This window comes from Cellulosimicrobium sp. G4 BAM 1002, from assembly GCF_057126935.1.
Genome location: NZ_CP182109.1, coordinates 1,960,541 through 1,977,836 on the forward strand (window position 1 = coordinate 1,960,541; position 17,296 = coordinate 1,977,836).

The window sequence follows — 17,296 nt, forward strand, 5'->3', positions numbered from 1 at the left end:
GCGGCCACGACGGTCCCCGAGCGTTCCGCCCGGGACCGGTCGCACGCGTCGCCGACCAGGCCATCCTCGCGGCCGGTCGTCGGCGCGGCCCGCTCCGGCGGGCCTCCCACCGCACCTCGCACAGAGAGGCAGAGCCATGGAGGCTCAGCAGAACCTGGCGGCATCCGTCGCCGAGGGCGTGGTCGACGACGTCGCTCCCGACGCGGTCGACCAGGCGTCCACCCCGATCGGCCGCACCGTGCGGAGCGTCGGGCACGGGTCGGCCGTCGCTGCGGACGCCGACGCGGCGGACGCGGGGACGGACGTGGACCCCGCGTCGTCGAACGCACCGCTCCTGCCCGCCGCGGACGCCGCCGTCGCGCGCGACCACCTGCTCCACCGCTACGACTCCACGACGGCGTTCGACTACCTGTTCCCGGAGCTCGCCGGGCGCTTCCCGTCCTTCCACCTCCCGGTGGGCGACGGGGCCTCGACCCGCACCGTCGGGGCGCTCCTCGACCTCGGCGCGTCGATGGTCGCGCGACCGCAGGCCGTGCCGGGCCAGGCTCCGCGGGACCTCAACTCCCGCGTCCCCGCCGTCTACACGTACTGGGGCCAGTTCATCGACCACGACATCACGCTCAACACCAACGGGCCCGACAAGGACGACGACGGCGAGGGCAGCGACCAGGCGCTGGGAGACGTGGACGCGGTCCCGTTCACGGTCTTCGACCCGAAGGTCGTCGTCCGCTCGCTGCACAACGGACGGCACCCGGCGCTCAACCTCGACTCGCTCTACGGCAGCGGCCCGGTCTTCGAGGGTGAGCCCGGGCACGGCACCACCCGCAGCGAGGCGTCGTTCGTGCCGGGGTCGGCGAAGCTCCGGCTCGGCCGCATCTCGACCGAGGCGCTCGCCATCCCGGGCGGGCCGACGTTCGAGCTCGTGGCCCCGGGGGGCGACGCGCAGCGCGACCTGCCGCGCGACGAGAACGGGGCACCGCTGATCCCGGACGGGCGCAACGACGAGAACCTCGTCGTGGCCCAGTTCCACCTCGCGATGATCCGCTTCCACAACGCGGTCGTCGACTGGGTGACCGAGTTCGAGCCATGGGCGCGGCACGCCGACGGCGAGCGCGGCGTCTACGAGCGTGCCAGCCAGCTCGTGCGCTGGCACTACCAGTGGCTCGTCGTCAACGACTACCTGCGCACGCTCACCAAGCCGGGCGTCCTGGACGCGGTGCTGCTGCGCGACACGTCCTTCTTCCGGCCCCGGTACCCGATCTCGATGCCGCTCGAGTTCGCCGTCGCGGCGTTCCGGTTCGGCCACTCGATGATCCGGGACACCTACGACTACAACGTCAACTTCACGGGCCCGCCGCCCGCCAACGCGAGCCTGGTCCAGCTGTTCGAGTTCACCGGGAACGGCGGGAGCCTGTTCCCGGGGCCGTCGGGAGGGCCGACCCTCCCGTCGAACTGGCCCATCGAGTGGGCGCGGTTCGTGGACAAGGGCGACCCGTCGCCGTTCCGGGCGGCCGAGAAGATCGACACGTTCCTCGCGCCGAGCCTCGGCACGCTCGTCAAGGAGGGCGTGCTCCCGCCGGAGCCGCCTGTCCACACGCCGCAGCAGCTCGTCGCCAGCGCGCTGCAGAAGCAGCTCGCGCAGCGCAACCTCCTGCGGGGGTACATGCTCGCGCTGCCGACCGGGGAGGCGGTGGCGGGCGCTCTCGGCGTCACCCCGCTCACCCGCGACCAGCTCGAGTCCCGCGCGAGCGACGACGTGAAGGCGGCGCTCGGTGCGCTCCGCGAGGGTGACCTCGGGGGCACGCCGTTGTGGTACTACGTCCTCAAGGAGGCAGAGCTCCAGGGCAACGGCAGCTTCCTCGGCGAGGTCGGCAGCCGGGTGCTCGCGGAGACGTTCGTGTACCTGCTGCGCCAGGACGACACGTCGTACGTCCGCACGAGCAACCACTGGACCCCTGCCCAGGGCGTCCACTTCGAGGACGGGTCGCTCGTCCTCACGCTCCCCGACGTCCTGCGGTTCGCGGGCGTCCTGCCCGACGACGCGGGCGAGTTCCGCGGCGGAGGGACGGCCGGGCACGACGGGCAGGCCTGACCGGCACCTGGCCGGAACGCACCTCCGACGGCGCGGGTCGCTCCCCGGGGCGGCCCGCGCCGTCGCGCTGGTAGGATGGGTGCGCCGTCTGACCGGCCGCGGATCCAGAGAGCCCGGGAGCTACGTCCCGGCGCACCGCGCAACGAACCTACGAAGGAGAGCCGTGCCCCTCGACACTGCCACCAAGCAGCGCATCATGTCCGAGTACGCGACGAGCGAGGGCGACACCGGTTCGCCCGAGGTCCAGATCGCGATGCTGACGCAGCGCATCAAGGACCTCACCGAGCACCTCAAGGAGCACAAGCACGACCACCACAGCCGTCGTGGTCTGCTCCTCCTCGTCGGCCAGCGTCGCCGTCTCCTCGGCTACCTGCAGAAGGTCGACATCAACCGCTACCGCAGCCTCATCGAGCGCCTCGGTCTGCGTCGTTGACACACCCGTGCCAGCCCGGTCCCTGCAGGGGCCGGGCTGGTCTGGTGTGATGTAGCTGTCACAACCGCATACCACTCACCACCGCGCCGCCGGCCTCTCGTTCGGTCCTCGGTAGTGGCTCACGGACCCCCACGGTCGCCGTCCCCGGACGGCCCGGTGCGGGAACCGCCGTGGACCTCGATCGAAGACCGCCGAGCGTCGAGTGCGACCGGAGCCCCTGCGCCACGCGTGCCGGGGCACGGACCGGAACCCTCGACAGGGCTACCCGGGCGGCGCTTCGAGAAAGGGAGGGCACCCGTGGAGGGTCCCGAGATCCAGTTCGCCGAGGCCACGATCGACAACGGTCGCTTCGGCACCCGCACCGTCCGGTTCGAGACCGGGCGCCTCGCCCGTCAGGCCGCGGGCTCCGTCGCCGCGTACCTCGACGACGAGACCATGCTCCTGTCGGCCACCACGGCCGGCAAGCACCCCAAGGAGCAGTTCGACTTCTTCCCCCTCACGGTGGACGTCGAGGAGCGCATGTACGCCGCGGGCCGCATCCCCGGCTCGTTCTTCCGCCGCGAGGGCCGTCCCTCGACGGACGCGATCCTCGCGTGCCGCCTCATCGACCGCCCGCTGCGTCCGCTGTTCGTCAAGGGCCTGCGCAACGAGGTCCAGGTCGTCGTGACCGTCCTCGCGCTGCACCCGGACGACGCGTACGACACGCTCGCGATCAACGCCGCGTCGCTGTCCACGCAGATCTCCGGCCTGCCGTTCTCCGGCCCGATCGGCGCCGTGCGCATCGCGCTCGTCGACGGCCAGTGGGTCGCGTTCCCCAAGTACTCCGACAAGGAGCGCGCGGTCTTCGACATGGTCGTGGCCGGCCGCGCCGTGGTCGGTGCCGACGGCTCGCCCGACGTAGCTATCGCGATGATCGAGGCCGAGGCCACCGACGGTGCCTGGGGCCTCGTCAAGGACGAGGGCGTCGCCGCGCCGACCGAGGAGGTCGTGGCCGAGGGCATCGAGGCGGCCAAGCCGTTCATCAAGGCCCTGTGCGACGCGCAGTCGGCGCTCGCGGCCCAGGCCGCGAAGCCCGTCAAGGAGTTCCCGGTCTTCCTGGACTACCAGGACGACGCGTTCGCCGCGGTCGAGGCCGAGGTCTCGGCCGACCTGCGCGACGCGCTCGCCATCGCGGACAAGCAGGACCGCGAGAACCGTCTCGACGAGATCAAGAACGAGATGGTCGGCAAGCTCCAGGCCGGGTTCGACGGCCGCGAGAAGGAGCTCTCCGCCGCGTACCGCTCGCTCCAGAAGAAGCTCGTGCGCCAGCGCGTGCTCACCGAGGGCGTGCGCATCGACGGCCGTGGGCTGGCGGACATCCGCACGCTCTCGGCCGAGGTCGAGGTCCTGCCGCGCGTGCACGGCTCCGCGCTGTTCGAGCGTGGCGAGACGCAGATCCTGGGCGTCACGACGCTCAACATGCTCCGCATGGAGCAGCAGATCGACTCGCTCGGTCCGGAGACGCGCAAGCGCTACATGCACAACTACAACTTCCCGCCCTACTCGACGGGCGAGACCGGCCGCGTGGGCAGCCCGAAGCGCCGCGAGATCGGCCACGGCGCGCTCGCCGAGCGCGCGCTCGTGCCGGTGCTCCCGAGCCGCGAGGAGTTCCCGTACGCGATCCGTCAGGTGTCCGAGGCCCTCGGCTCCAACGGGTCGACGTCCATGGGCTCCGTGTGCGCCTCGACGCTCTCGCTCCTCAACGCGGGCGTGCCGCTGCGCGCTCCCGTCGCGGGCATCGCGATGGGCCTCATCTCCGACACGGTGGACGGGGAGACGCGCTACGCGGCCCTCACCGACATCCTCGGGGCCGAGGACGCGTTCGGCGACATGGACTTCAAGGTGGCCGGTACCCGTGAGTTCGTCACGGCCATCCAGCTCGACACCAAGCTCGACGGCATCCCCGCCTCGGTGCTCGCCGGTGCGCTGACCCAGGCGCGCGACGCGCGCCTGACGATCCTCGACGTCCTCGCCGAGGCCATCGACGTGCCGGACGAGATGTCCCCGAACGCCCCGCGCGTCATCTCCGTGAAGGTGCCGGTCGACAAGATCGGCGAGGTCATCGGCCCCAAGGGCAAGATGATCAACCAGATCCAGGAGGAGACGGGCGCGGACATCTCCATCGAGGACGACGGCACCGTGTACATCGGCGCCACCGACGGCCCGTCGGCCGAGGCCGCCCGCGCGGCGATCAACGCGATCGCCAACCCGCACGTCCCCGAGATCGGCGAGCGCTTCGTCGGCACCGTCGTCAAGACGACGTCGTTCGGCGCGTTCATCTCGCTCTCCCCGGGCAAGGACGGTCTGCTGCACATCAGCCAGATCCGCAAGCTCGTGGGCGGCAAGCGCGTCGAGAACGTCGAGGACGTGCTGTCGATCGGCCAGAAGGTCCAGGTCGAGATCGGCGAGATCGACCCGCGCGGCAAGCTCTCGCTGCACGCCGTGGTCGAGGAGGACGCCGCGGCGGACGCCGAGGCTCCCGCGACCGAGGGTGCGGACGCCTGACGTGCCCTGGGACCTCCCGCTCGTCCCGGCCGGCAGCGCCGGGGCCGAGCTGACCGCCGGGCAGGACGGCGCGACCATCCGTCGCTCCGTCCTGCCCGGCGGGGTCCGCGTGCTCACCGAGTCCATGCCGGGCCTGCGCTCGGCGACGGTGGGCGCGTGGGTCGGCGTCGGCTCGCGTGACGAGACCGACGGCCACTTCGGCTCGACGCACTTCCTCGAGCACCTGCTCTTCAAGGGCACGGCGCGGCGCTCGGCCATGGACATCGCCGAGGCGTTCGACGCCGTCGGCGGCGAGGCCAACGCCGCGACGGGCAAGGAGCACACGTGCTACTACGCGCGCGTGCTCGACGCCGACCTGCCCATGGCGGTCGACGTCATCTCCGACATGGTGACGTCCGCGCGGCTCGATCCCGACGAGCTCGAGACCGAGCGCGGCGTGATCCTCGAAGAGCTCGCGATGAACGACGACGACCCGTCGGACGTCGTCCACGAGGAGTTCGCGACCGCCGTCCTCGGCGGGCACGCGCTCGGCCGCCCCATCGGCGGCACCCCCGACACGATCAACGCCGTGCCGCGCGAGGCCGTCTGGGAGCACTACCGCTGGCACTACCGGCCGGAGACTCTCGTCGTCGCCGCCGCCGGGGGCGTCGACCACGACACGCTCGTGGCCCAGGTGGCCCAGGCGCTGCACGACGGAGGCTGGTCGCTCGACGCGTCCGCCGCTCCCCGCGCGCGCCGCGACCCGGGCGACCCGGCGCTGGCCGGCGTCGGGACGACGGCCGTCGAGCTCACGGTGCACCGCGCCGTGGAGCAGGCGAACGTCGTCATCGGCGGCACCGGGCTGTCCGCCACGGACGACCGGCGCTTCACGCTGTCGGTGCTCAGCGCCGTGCTGGGCGGCGGCATGAGCTCGCGCCTGTTCCAGGAGATCCGCGAGAAGCGCGGCCTCGCGTACTCGACGTACTCCTTCGCGTCGGGTCACGGCGGCATCGGCACCTTCGGCCTCTACGCCGGGTGCGCGCCGTCGAAGGTCGACGAGGTGACCGCGCTCCTGCACGCCGAGCTGGACCGGCTCGCGGACGACGGCATCACCGGCGCCGAGCTCGACCGCAGCATCGGCCAGCTCTCGGGCGGCATGGTCCTCGGCCTCGAGGACTCCGGCTCGCGCATGAGCCGGCTCGGCAAGGCCGAGCTGGTCTACGGCGAGCTCCTGAGCGTCGAGGAGTCGCTCGACGCGATCCGCTCGGTCACGGCCGACGACGTGCAGAAGCTGGCCGGCGAGCTCGCCTCGCGCGCGCGGTCGGTCGTGCGCGTCGGACCGTTCGGCGACTGACACCGGCTTCGTCCGGCAGCGGCGGCCGTCCTCCTCCGGGAGGGCGGCCGCCGTCGTCGCGCGACGATAGGGTGACGGGCGTGAACGAGCAGAACACCACCGCACCCGGCACGACCCTGACCTCGGCGGGCGCCGCCTCCCGCGACCGGTTGAAGGTGGCCGTGCTCGGCGCCGCGGGCCGCATGGGCTCGACCGTGTGCGCGGCGGTCGACGGCGCCGCGGACCTCGAGCTCGTCGCCCGCCTGGACGCCGGTGACGAGGTGTCCGCCGCGACGCTCGGCGGTGCCGACGTGGCGGTCGACTTCACGGTGCCGTCGGCGACCGAGGGCAACGTGCACGCGCTGGTCGACGCGGGGGTGCACGCCGTCGTCGGGACGACGGGCTGGACGGACGAGAGCCGTGGCCGCGTCACCGAGCACCTCGCGCGCGTCGCCGCGGACGGCGGCCCCGCCCTCGGCGTGCTCATCGCCCCGAACTTCGGCCTGTCGGCCGTCCTCGCGATGACGTTCGCCGCGAAGGCCGCGCGCTACTTCGAGTCGGCCGAGGTCATCGAGCTCCACCACCCGGCCAAGGTGGATGCGCCGTCGGGCACCGCCCGGCACACGGCGGCGGCGATCGCTGCCGCGCGCGCCGACGCGGGCCTCGCGCCGAGCCCCGATGCGACCGAGTCGGGCTGGGAGGCGCGAGGCGCCGACATCGACGGCGTCCGCGTGCACGCGGTCCGCCTGCGCGGCCTCGTCGCGCACGAGGAGATCCTGTTCGGCAACGAGGGGGAGCAGCTCGTGATCCGCCAGGACTCGTTCGACCGCGTCTCGTTCATGCCCGGCGTCCTCCTGGCGGTCCGCGAGGTCGTCGCGCGCCCGGGCCTGACGGTCGGGCTCGAGAACGTCCTGGACCTCGCGTGAGCACCACGGGCGGCGCAGGCGCCGACGGCCCGGCCGCTCGCCGTCCCCGCGGCGGGCGCCCCTGGAAGGCGATCGTCGGCGCGCTCCTCGTCACGCTCCTGCTGGCGCTGTACGTGTGGCAGGTCGCGGGCCGTTCGGCGGCGCTCATCCGCACGGGGGAGCCCGTCGCGGTCGCGATCGGCGCGGGAGTGCTCCTCCTGCCGGTGCTCGTGGTCGGGCTCGTCGGCCGGGAGTTCCTCCTGGCAGGGACGGTGCAGCGCATGGCGGACGACCTCGCCACGCGTGGCCGGCTCCCCGTCGACGACCTGCCGCGCTCGCCGGGCGGGCGCATCGACCGCGAGGCCGCGGACGCCGCCTTCGGTCCCTACCGCGACGCCGTCGACGCCGACCCGCAGAGCTGGGAGGCGTGGTACCACCTCGCGTTCGCCTACGACGCGGCGCGCGACCGCAAGCGCGCGCGGGAGGCCCTGCGCAAGGCGGCGGCGCTCTACCGCGCGGCCTGACGCAACTGCTCCCCGCGCTCACGGGCCGTGACGGGAGCGTCACCGGTCGTCAGAGGCTCGTCCAGCAGTACAGGCGGTGACCCGCGTCGTCGGCCCGCACGCACAGCGCGGCCAACCGGTGCAGTGCTGCTGCGAGCGCCGCGGGATCCGACCCCGCGAGCTCGTCCGTGGCCGCCCACCGTACGGCGACGTCATCGAGCCTCGTCCGGCTCGTCATGGCGAGCGCCGCGACCAGCTCGTCCGACACCGACACGACCCACGGGCCTTCATCGCCCGCCGTCGCGACGAGCGACCCGTGCCGCGGATGCCTCGTCACCTCGGCGTACGGGCGCTCCTCGAGCAGGCTGACGAGCGTGCCGAGCACCACGAACGGGTCGATGCCCGGGAGGTCGACGGCGGGAATCCGCGCACGCATCGTCGCGGGGTCGATCATCCCCGGTCCGCCGACGGCGACGCTCGCCGCGCGCGCGTCGTCGTCGGCGGCGAAGTAGTCCGTCAGGAGCCCCATGCCGGTCGATCCTGGCAGGGGAGCGCCTGCGACGGGTCACGGGCGTGTCACGACCGTGTGACGAGTTCCGCCCGCCGGTGCTCGGAGGCGACGGCGCGCGGGTGGAGCGACCCGTGCGGTTCAGATCTCGGCGGACCACCGGTGCTCGACGACGTCGCGCAGCCCGGTCGCGAGCGTGCGCGTGCGGCCGTCGGGGCCGAGGCCCGAGCCCGCGAGGAAGGTCTCGCGCGCGTCGTCGCCGTCGAGGACCCACGTGACGACCTCGTCCGCGCCGTCGCGGCGCAGGCGGTCGACCGCGGCGGCGAGCAGGCGCGACCCGTGACCGCCGCGCTGGTGGCGCGGTTCGACCTCGAGCGCGAGGACCTGCCCCGGGGCGACGGCGGCGAACCCGACGACGTCGGGGCCCGCGCACGCGACGAGCACGGCGAACCCCGGGCCCGGCGGGGACGAGATCGCGGCGGCCCACTGCTCGCGCATGCGGACGGTGTCGAGCGCGTCGAGCACCTCCTCGCCGAGGACCTCGCCGTGCGAGGACCGCCACGCCCCGACCTGGATCGCCGTCATGGCGACGTCGTCACCGGGCACGGCAGGGCGGACGGAGACGTCGGCGGTCTCGCGGAAGAGGCTCACGTGACCACCCTACGAGACCCCGCGGGCCGCGCCGGCCGCCGACCGTCGGCGCCGGCGTCAGCCCCAGCCAAGGGCGCGCAGGCCGGCGGCCGTGACGGCGGCGAGGACAACGACCACGATGAACGGGGCGCGCAGCGCGAGCGCGACCGCCGCGACGCCGAGCGCGGGCAGCCGCGCGTCGACGACGAGCGCCTGGCCGTCCCCGACGGTCTGCACGGCGACGAGCGCCGCCAGGAGCGCGGCGGTGACGAGCGCCGCCGTACGTGCCACGCGCTCGTCGGCCAGCCAGTGCTCGGGCACGAGGTGCCCGGCGAGCTTGAGCGCGAAGCACACGGCGGACGCCACGAGCACGACGACCCAGATGGTCGCGGACGTCATCACGACGACTCCTCTCCGGGCCGGGGCCCGTCCGCCTCGCTGGAGCCCGGTCCGCCAGTCCCGCGCGCCCGACGTCGCGCGTCCACGGCCCCGACGAGGATCGCGACGGCGGCCGCCGCGAGCACCGGGACCCCGCCGGGGGCGATCGGGATGAGGGCGACGGCGACCACGACGGCCGCCGCGGCGGTGAGCTGCATGACGCGCGACGCGAGGCGCGGCCAGAGGAGGGCGAGGAACGCGGCCGCCGCGGCGGCGTCGAGCCCCCACGCGCGCGGGTCGCCGAGCGCGTCGCCCGCGAGCGCCCCGACGAGCGTCATGGCGTTCCACAGCACGAAGATGCCGACGCCGGTCCACCAGAACCCCGCGCGTACGGCGCGGCGCGAGCGCTGCGCCGTCGCGACCGCCGTCGACTCGTCGATGGTGAACTGCGCGGCGACGACCTTGTGCCACGAGCGCAGCGCGAGGAGCGGGCCGAGCTGGGCCCCGTACAGCGCGTTGCGGACCCCGAGGAACCCTGCCGTGGTGATCGCCGCAGCGGGCGCGCCGCCCGCACCCACCACGCCGATGAGCGCGAACTGCGACCCGCCCGAGAACATCAGGAGGCTCAGCGCCATGGTCTGGGCGAGGTCGAGACCGGCGACGACGGACAGGGCACCGAACGAGATCCCGTAGAGGCCCGTCGCGACGGACACGGACACGGCCTGGCGGACCGCGGCGCGGACCTCCTCCTCGACCGCGTGCTCGACGGCGCCCGCGACGTCCGCCCGCTCGGGAGCGACGGCGGCGTCGGGGTGCGGGGCGTCGTCGGGCCGGCTCATGCGTGCGGGTCTGCCGGGCCCTCACCCGCGGCGGCGGCGTTGGCCGCGCGCTGGTGCGCGGTGAGCGACATGCGGTCGATGGCCGCGAGCGCGAGGGCCGAGACGACGAACGCGAGGTGGATGATCGTCTGCCACATCATCTGGGTGGCCGTGTAGTTCTGGCTGTCGATGAAGGTGCGCAGCAGGTGGATCGACGAGATGCCGATGATCGACATCGCGAGCTTGGTCTTGAGCACGTTCGCGTTGACGTGGCTCAGCCACTCGGGCTGGTCGGGGTGGTCGTCGAGCCGGATGCGGGACACGAACGTCTCGTAGCCGCCGACGATGACCATGATGAGCAGGTTCGAGATCATCACGACGTCCACGAGCCCGAGGACCGCGAGCATGATCTCCTCGGCGCCGAACACGTGGGCGACCATCTCGTGCGTGTCCGGGTCCTCGACCACGTGCTCGCCGGTGAACCCGCCGACGATGAGGTGCCACAGCTCCTTGAGGAACTGCCAGACGTAGACGACCTGCGCCACGATGAGGCCGAAGTAGAGCGGGGCCTGGAGCCAGCGGGACGCGAAGATCATGTACCCGACGGTCGTCACGCGGGCGTTGGGCGAGGGGACGTTCGGGCTGATGACGGGCGCGGGCGTCGAGGGCACGGGCGTGGGCTCTCCGGGAGTCGGTGGCGGGGAGCGTCAGGCTACCAACGCCGTGTGACGCCCGGGGTCGACCGCCAACAGGCGTCGTCGGGGCCTCACAGGGCGACGTACACCGTCTCGAGGTACTCCTCGAGCCCCGCCTCGCCGCCCTCGCGACCGAGGCCCGACTGCTTCACGCCGCCGAAGGGAGCGCTCGCGTCGGAGACCAGGCCGCGGTTGATGCCAATCATCCCCGCCTCGACCTCCTCGGACACGCGCACCGCGCGGTCGAGCGACGTCGTGTACGCGTAGGCGGCGAGCCCGTACTCGGTCGCGTTCGCGAGCGCCAGCCCCTCGTCGTCGTCACCGAACGCGACGACCGGCGCGACCGGACCGAAGATCTCCTCCGTGACGACCCGGGCGTCGGGGTCCACGCCCGACAGCACCGTCGGCGCGTAGAAGTGCCCGACGTCGCGCGGCCGGGTCGCACCCGTGAGGACCTGCGCCCCGCCGTCGGACGCCGCGTCGACGAGCTCGGCGACCTTGTCGACCGCCTTCGCCTCGATCAGGGGACCGACCTGAACGCCCTCGTCCGCACCCGGGCCGACGCGCTGGTCCGCGAACGCGGCGGCGAGCCGCTGCGCGAACTCGCGCGCGACGGCGTCGTGCACGAGGAAGCGGTTGGCCGCGACGCACGACTGCCCGGCGTTGCGCAGCTTCGCGACGAGCGCGCCCTCGACGGCCGCGTCGAGGTCGGCGTCGGCGAAGACGAGGAACGGCGCGTTGCCCCCGAGCTCCATCGACGTGCGCAGCACCTGGGGCGCGGCCTTCTCGAGGAGAGTGCGCCCCACCGCGGTCGAGCCCGTGAAGGAGAGCTTGCGCAGGCGGGGGTCCGCGAGCAGCGGCTCGGTGACGTCGGCGGCGCGCGACGACGGGACGACGTTGACCACGCCGGTCGGCAGGCCGCGGTCCGCGAGCTCGGAGCGGATCACCTCGGCGACGAGCGCGGTCGTGAGCGGCGTGAGCCGGGCGGGCTTGATGACCACCGTGCAGCCGGCCGCGAGCGCCGGGCCGATCTTGCGCGTCGCCATCGCGATGGGGAAGTTCCAGGGGGTGACGAGCAGCGCGGGCCCGACAGGGCGGCGGAAGACGAGCTGGCGGTTGCCGCCCGCCGGGGCCGTGCGCACCAGCCCCTCGGCACGCACCGCCTGCTCGGCGTACCAGCGGAGGAAGTCCGCGCCGTAGAGGACCTCGGCGCGCGCCTCCGCGTGCGGCTTGCCGCACTCGGCCGTGATGAGCGCGGCGACGTCGTCGGCGCGCGCGACGACGCGCTCGTACACCGCGCGCAGCACCTCGCCGCGCTCGCGCGGGGGCGTCGCGCGCCACGCGGGCGCCGCGCGGTGCGCGGCGTCGAGAGCCCGCAGCGCGTCCGCGGGGCTCGCGTCCGCGACGTCGAAGAGCGACTCCTCGGTCGCCGGGTCCTCGACCTCGAAGGTGCGTCCCCCCTCGGCCTGGCCCCAGTGGCCGTCGACGAGCAGCCCCGTGGGCACGTGCGCGACCAGCGCGGGGGAGAGGCTCGACGTCGAGGCGGGGCGGGACATGCTCCGAGTATCGCCCTGCCGTTCGGCGCGCCGCACCCGGGGCGGTGCGGCCGGACGGGAACGGTGGTGGGCCGCGCTGCACGGTAGTTTGTGCACATGGTCCTTCCCGCCACCCCCGCGCGCCCGTTCGGTGCCGTCCTCACGGCCATGGTCACCCCGATGACGCCCGACGGCGCCGTGGACCTCGAGGCGGCGGCCCGGCTCGCGAAGCGGCTCGTGGACGACGGGAACGACGGTCTCGTGCTGAGCGGGACGACGGGGGAGTCCCCGACGACCCACGCACCCGAGAAGCAGGACCTCGTGCGCGTCGTCGTCGAGGCCGTGGGGCACCGTGCGGCGGTCCTGGCCGGCGCGGGCTCCAACGACACGGACCACGCGCTGCGGATGGCCGAGCAGGCGGCGGAGGCAGGGGCCGACGGGCTCCTCGTCGTGTCGCCGTACTACTCGCGCCCGAGCCAGGAGGGCCTGTACCGGCACTTCGCGACGATCGCCGACGCGACCGAGCTGCCCGTCATGCTCTACGACGTGCCGGGACGCACGGGCGTGCGCATCGCGCCCGAGACCTACGCGCGCGTCGCCGCGCACGAGCGGATCGTCGCGACGAAGGACGCGACGGGCGACGTGTACGCGGCCGCGAAGCTCGCGGCGTCGACCGGCCTCGCGTTCTACAGCGGCGACGACGCGCTGCTCCTGCCGTTCCTCGCGCACGGCGCGGCCGGCATCGTGTCCGTCTCCGCGCACGCCGTCGGGCCTCAGTTCGCCGAGGCTGTGCGACGTTTCGACGCGGGCGACCACGCCGGCGCGCTCGAGGTGTTCCTCACCACAACCCCCGTCATCGACGCGCTCAACGGCGCCGGCTTCCAGGCCGTCATGGCCAAGGCCGCCGTCGAGCTGCTCGGCGTGACCGACAACCGCCATCTTCGCCTGCCCAACGTCGCCGCGAGCGAGGAGGACGTCGCCCTCCTGCGCGACGCGCTCGCCGCGGCGGGCGTCCTCGAGGCGGCCGACGCGGGCGCGACCACGAACTAGCGAGAGGCACGGTCTCTCGACCATCCGGCTCAGCCACGACAGGAGGCCCCGTGAGCCATCCCCATCCCGAACTTTCCCTGCCTCCCGAGCTCCCCGCCGGAGGGCTGCGCATCGTCGCCCTCGGCGGGCTCGGCGAGGTCGGCCGCAACATGGCCGTCCTCGAGTACGACGGGCGCCTGCTCGTCATCGACTGCGGCGTGCTCTTCCCGGAGGACAACCAGCCGGGTGTCGACCTGATCCTCCCGGACTTCGACTACATCGCGGACCGGCTGGACGACATCGAGGCGATCGTCCTCACGCACGGCCATGAGGACCACATCGGCGCCGTGCCGTACCTCCTGCGCCTGCGCCGCGACATCCCGCTCGTGGGGTCGCAGCTCACGCTCGCGTTCGTCGAGGCGAAGCTCAAGGAGCACCGCATCGCACCCGTGACCCTCGCGGTCAAGGAGGGGCAGGTCGAGCAGCTCGGCGTGTTCGGGTGCGAGTTCGTCGCGGTGAACCACTCGATCCCCGACGCGCTCGCGGTCGCGGTGACCACCGGCGCGGGCACGGTGCTGCACACCGGCGACTTCAAGATGGACCAGCTCCCGCTCGACGGGCGCATCACGGACCTGCGCGCGTTCTCCCGCCTCGGCGAGCGGGGCGTGGACCTCTTCATGGTCGACTCGACCAACGCCGAGGTCCCCGGCTTCGTCACGCCCGAGGTCGAGATCGGCCCGGTGCTCGACAACGTGTTCGCCGCGTCCGAGAAGCGCATCATCGTCGCGTCGTTCTCCTCGCACGTGCACCGCGTGCAGCAGGTCCTCAACGCCGCGCACCACCACGGCCGGCGCGTCGCGCTCGTCGGGCGGTCCATGGTCCGCAACATGACGATCGCCTCCGAGCTGGGGTACCTCCACGTGCCCGAGGGCGTGCTCATCGACCTCAAGAAGGTCGACTCGCTGCGCGACGACGAGATCGTCCTCATGTGCACGGGCTCCCAGGGCGAGCCGATGGCGGCCCTGTCGCGCATGGCCAACGGCGACCACAAGGTCCAGGTCGGGCACGGCGACACCGTGATCCTCGCGTCGTCGCTCATCCCGGGCAACGAGAACGCCGTCTTCCGCATCATCAACGGCCTGACGCGGCTCGGCGCGAGGGTCGTGCACGGCGGCAACGCCAAGGTGCACGTGTCCGGGCACGCCAGCGCGGGCGAGCTCCTGTACTGCTACAACGTGCTCAAGCCGAAGAACGTCATGCCCGTGCACGGCGAGGTGCGGCACCTCGTCGCCAACGCGGCGCTCGCGGTCCGGACGGGCGTGCCGGCCGACCGCGTCGTGCTCGCCGAGGACGGCGTCGTCGTCGACCTCGTCGACGGCCGGGCGTCCGTCGTGGGGGCCGTGCCGTGCGGGTACGTGTACGTCGACGGGTCGAGCGTCGGGGAGATCACCGACGCCGAGCTCAAGGACCGGCGCATCCTCGGCGAGGAGGGCTTCGTCTCCGTGTTCGCCGTCGTGGACTCCGCGACGGGCAAGGTCCTCGCCGGCCCGCAGATCCTCGCGCGCGGGTTCGCCGAGGACGACAAGGTGTTCGACGACATCCGTCCCGAGGTCGTCCAGGCGCTCGAGGACGCGATCGCCGGCGGCGCCACGGACACGCACCAGCTCCAGCAGATCATGCGACGGGTCATCGGCCGGTGGGTCTCGGGCCGCCTGCGCCGCCGCCCGATGATCGTCCCGGTGGTCGTCGAGGCGTAGCAGCGTCGCTCGTAGCGCGAGGTGCCCCGCCGTCCGGCGGGGCACCTCGCGTTCGTCTATGCCCGGAGGAGCGCGGGCCCGACGGTGCGCAGCGCGCCGTCGTAGCGTGCCGCGCGCGTCGGCTCGTCGCCGGGGACCAGCTCGGCCAGCTCGAGCGACACGAGCCCGTGGACGAGTCCCCACAGGGCGAGCGCCGTGTCCTCGACCCACGCTCCGTCGGCGCCCCGCGCGACGCGCGCGACCGCGTCGCGCAGCACGCGGAACGTCGGCTCCTCCGCCGCGTGGGTGCGGTCCGCGCCGGGCCGGACCCCACGCGTGAACATCACCGCGTAGAAGTGCGGGTCCGCGAGCGCGAAGGCGCGGTACGCGCCTCCGAGGGTGGCGAGGTCGGCGGCCGGGTCGTCCGTGCGCACGGCCGCGCCGAGGTGCTCGGCGAAACGCCGGAAGCCCTCGGCGGAGACCGCCGCGACGAGGTCCTCGCGGCTGCCGAAGAGCGCGTACACGGCCGACGGGCTCGTGCCGGCCGCGGCGGCCACCGAGCGGACCGTCACGGCGTCCTCCCCGCGGTCGGAGATGGCGCGCGACGCGACGTCGAGGAGCCGGTCGCGCAGGGCGTCGTCGTGCAGTCGGGGGCGGGCCACGGACCGAGTCTAAAGGCCTTGACCTCGGTTTGCGAACGGTGTTCTATAACAGTGTTCGTAAACTCGTTCGCGCTCCGGCGAGCGAAGTGCCCGCCGTTCTCGGAGGTCCCCGTGCTCGAGCTCACCGACGCCGCCCGCATCACCGCGGGCATCGTCCTCCTCACCGTCGTCGGCATCGAGTCCGGCGGCGCGTTCCTCGTCAAGGTCGTGACGCGACGCGTGCCCGCGACCGGGTTCCAGACGTCGTTCTTCCGCGCCGGGCACGCCCACGCCGGGGTGCTCGTGATCCTGGGTCTGGTCTGCGTGCTGCTCGCGGAGGCCACGGACCTCAGCGGGTTCTGGCGCTGGCTGGCGGCGACCGGAGTCCTCGTCGCGGCGGTCCTGCTGCCCGCGGGGTTCTTCCTATCCGCGATCGGGTCCGGTCGGGAGGCGCCGAACCGCGCCGTCGTGCTCCTGCCGGCCGGCGGGGTGATGCTCGCCGCGGGAGTCGTGACGCTCGCGATCGGGCTGTTCCTCGCCTGAGCGGAACAGTTGCCGACATCACCGGGTGCCCCTCGCAGAGATCACCGCCTGCCGCGTCAGCCGCCTCGGAGGGCGGCGAGCTGTTCGTCGTGCCAGGTGGCGACGTACCCACGGAGTCGTGCGTCGTCGACGTCGGCCCCGGGCGAGGTGACGGCGCGCTCGAGGGCGTCGAGGTAGGCGCGGTCGGCAGCGAACCGCTCGGCGAGCGCGCTGCGTCCCACGGCCGGGCTCCCGTGGCCCGGGACGAGAACGTCCACGCCTCGGGCGGCGAGCTCGAGCGCGTCGAGCGCGCCGCGGTACGTCCGGACGGGGCTGCGGGACTCTGTGTCCACCAGCGGCACCTCGACGTCGGACAGCATGTCGCCGGCGAGCAGCGCGCCCCGCACGACGAGCGCGGCGTGCCCCGGGGCGTGCGCGTCGTGCGTGACGACCGTGACGGCGTCCCCGCCCGGCGGCACGTCCGGCCACGGCAGCCGGGTCGCCCCGCGGGGGAGCGGTGTCAGTGCGCCGACGAGCGCGGGGTCGTGGCCCGGGGCCGCCGCGTGCGCCGAGGCCAGCACGTCCGCGGCCCGACGGCGGAGATCGGCCACGGCGCGGGCCGTCGCCCAGCGCGGTACGTCCTCGAGCGAGCGCGTCCACAGCACGTGGTCCCAGTGAGGGTGCGTGGCGAACCCGGCACGCACCCGCCAGCCACGCGACCGGATCGTGGTGGCGAGCGCCTCGACCTCCGCGACGGTCACGGCCGGGTCGACGACGAGAGCGTCTGCGTCGGCGTCGACGACCACCGTCGACGTCGTGGTCCAGATCGTCGAAGTCGCGACCCAGATGCCGTTCGCCACCTCGACGAGCCCCCGACCGGCCACGTCGGGCGGCGCACCGCGCGTCGTGCCGCTCGTCGACGGTGCGGCCGGCGACCGGCTCTGCTCGGCGGCGCTCAACGGTGCCTCCCGTGTCGTGCGTGCGGTGTCGTGAGCTCGGCGTAGTGCGTGCGGTC

Annotated in this window: 17 protein-coding genes; 9 read left to right on the forward strand and 8 right to left on the reverse strand. The window is 73.6% G+C overall.

Annotated features, from left to right (window positions below; genetic code table 11):
* The first annotated feature begins 136 nt into the window (after positions 1-136).
* The 6 genes from ACMXGY_RS08810 to ACMXGY_RS08835 all read left to right on the forward strand — a co-directional run bounded on the left by ACMXGY_RS08810 (position 137) and on the right by ACMXGY_RS08835 (position 7,810).
* On the forward strand, positions 137-2,092 hold the full coding sequence (locus tag ACMXGY_RS08810) for a peroxidase family protein (RefSeq protein WP_483776464.1): 1,956 nt from the start codon (positions 137-139) through the stop codon (positions 2,090-2,092).
* A gap of 163 nt (positions 2,093-2,255) precedes the next feature.
* On the forward strand, positions 2,256-2,525 hold the full coding sequence (rpsO, locus tag ACMXGY_RS08815) for a 30S ribosomal protein S15 (protein WP_483776465.1): 270 nt from the start codon (positions 2,256-2,258) through the stop codon (positions 2,523-2,525).
* A gap of 297 nt (positions 2,526-2,822) precedes the next feature.
* On the forward strand, positions 2,823-5,069 hold the full coding sequence (locus tag ACMXGY_RS08820; RefSeq protein ID WP_483776466.1) for a polyribonucleotide nucleotidyltransferase: 2,247 nt from the start codon (positions 2,823-2,825) through the stop codon (positions 5,067-5,069).
* Position 5,070: 1 nt separating this feature from the next.
* The gene (locus ACMXGY_RS08825; RefSeq protein WP_483776467.1) at positions 5,071-6,402 is read left to right on the forward strand and encodes a M16 family metallopeptidase; all 1,332 of its coding nucleotides are present in this window, start codon (positions 5,071-5,073) and stop codon (positions 6,400-6,402) included.
* A gap of 161 nt (positions 6,403-6,563) precedes the next feature.
* Positions 6,564-7,307: a 4-hydroxy-tetrahydrodipicolinate reductase gene (gene dapB, locus ACMXGY_RS08830; protein WP_483776825.1), complete on the forward strand. Its 744-nt coding sequence runs from the start codon at positions 6,564-6,566 to the stop codon at positions 7,305-7,307.
* The gene (locus ACMXGY_RS08835; protein ID WP_483776468.1) at positions 7,304-7,810 is read left to right on the forward strand and encodes a hypothetical protein; all 507 of its coding nucleotides are present in this window, start codon (positions 7,304-7,306) and stop codon (positions 7,808-7,810) included. Before dapB ends, ACMXGY_RS08835 begins: the two co-directional genes overlap by 4 nt.
* A 49-nt stretch (positions 7,811-7,859) precedes the next feature.
* Here the strand turns inward: ACMXGY_RS08835 and ACMXGY_RS08840 are convergent, their stop codons facing one another.
* The 6 genes from ACMXGY_RS08840 to ACMXGY_RS08865 form a co-directional block, all read right to left on the reverse strand.
* Positions 7,860-8,318 (reverse strand): hypothetical protein, encoded by a 459-nt coding sequence (locus tag ACMXGY_RS08840; protein WP_483776469.1) that lies wholly within the window; start codon positions 8,316-8,318, stop codon positions 7,860-7,862.
* A gap of 120 nt (positions 8,319-8,438) precedes the next feature.
* Positions 8,439-8,948, reverse strand: coding sequence for an N-acetyltransferase family protein (locus ACMXGY_RS08845; RefSeq protein WP_483776470.1), 510 nt, complete (start codon positions 8,946-8,948; stop codon positions 8,439-8,441).
* A 57-nt stretch (positions 8,949-9,005) separates the two neighbouring features.
* Positions 9,006-9,326 (reverse strand): AzlD domain-containing protein, encoded by a 321-nt coding sequence (locus tag ACMXGY_RS08850; RefSeq protein WP_483776471.1) that lies wholly within the window; start codon positions 9,324-9,326, stop codon positions 9,006-9,008.
* The gene (locus ACMXGY_RS08855) at positions 9,326-10,144 is read right to left on the reverse strand and encodes an AzlC family ABC transporter permease (protein WP_483776472.1); all 819 of its coding nucleotides are present in this window, start codon (positions 10,142-10,144) and stop codon (positions 9,326-9,328) included. Before ACMXGY_RS08855 ends, ACMXGY_RS08850 begins: the two co-directional genes overlap by 1 nt.
* Complete coding sequence (locus ACMXGY_RS08860) at positions 10,141-10,794, reverse strand: TIGR00645 family protein (protein WP_483776473.1); 654 nt, start codon at positions 10,792-10,794, stop codon at positions 10,141-10,143. The genes ACMXGY_RS08855 and ACMXGY_RS08860 overlap by 4 nt, the downstream gene beginning before the upstream one ends.
* Before the next feature lie 95 nt (positions 10,795-10,889).
* Positions 10,890-12,374, reverse strand: a complete 1,485-nt coding sequence (locus tag ACMXGY_RS08865; RefSeq protein ID WP_483776474.1) for an NAD-dependent succinate-semialdehyde dehydrogenase — start codon at positions 12,372-12,374, stop codon at positions 10,890-10,892.
* A gap of 96 nt (positions 12,375-12,470) precedes the next feature.
* Here ACMXGY_RS08865 and dapA point away from each other — a divergent pair, with 96 nt between their 5' ends.
* Together dapA and ACMXGY_RS08875 are read left to right on the forward strand one after the other, a co-directional pair.
* Positions 12,471-13,403: a 4-hydroxy-tetrahydrodipicolinate synthase gene (dapA, locus tag ACMXGY_RS08870; protein ID WP_483776475.1), complete on the forward strand. Its 933-nt coding sequence runs from the start codon at positions 12,471-12,473 to the stop codon at positions 13,401-13,403.
* Positions 13,404-13,453: 50 nt separating this feature from the next.
* On the forward strand, positions 13,454-15,139 hold the full coding sequence (locus ACMXGY_RS08875; RefSeq protein WP_483776476.1) for a ribonuclease J: 1,686 nt from the start codon (positions 13,454-13,456) through the stop codon (positions 15,137-15,139).
* 56 nt (positions 15,140-15,195) lie between these two features.
* Here ACMXGY_RS08875 and ACMXGY_RS08880 read toward each other — a convergent pair whose 3' ends face one another.
* The gene (locus ACMXGY_RS08880; RefSeq protein WP_483776477.1) at positions 15,196-15,780 is read right to left on the reverse strand and encodes a TetR/AcrR family transcriptional regulator; all 585 of its coding nucleotides are present in this window, start codon (positions 15,778-15,780) and stop codon (positions 15,196-15,198) included.
* Positions 15,781-15,891: 111 nt separating this feature from the next.
* On the opposite strand from ACMXGY_RS08880, the gene ACMXGY_RS08885 reads away from it, so the two are divergent.
* Entirely contained in the window at positions 15,892-16,302 is a 411-nt protein-coding gene (locus ACMXGY_RS08885; protein ID WP_483776478.1) for a hypothetical protein, read from the forward strand.
* 56 nt (positions 16,303-16,358) lie between these two features.
* Here ACMXGY_RS08885 and ACMXGY_RS08890 read toward each other — a convergent pair whose 3' ends face one another.
* Positions 16,359-17,240, reverse strand: coding sequence for an MBL fold metallo-hydrolase (locus ACMXGY_RS08890; protein WP_483776479.1), 882 nt, complete (start codon positions 17,238-17,240; stop codon positions 16,359-16,361).
* Positions 17,241-17,296 lie beyond the last annotated feature (56 nt).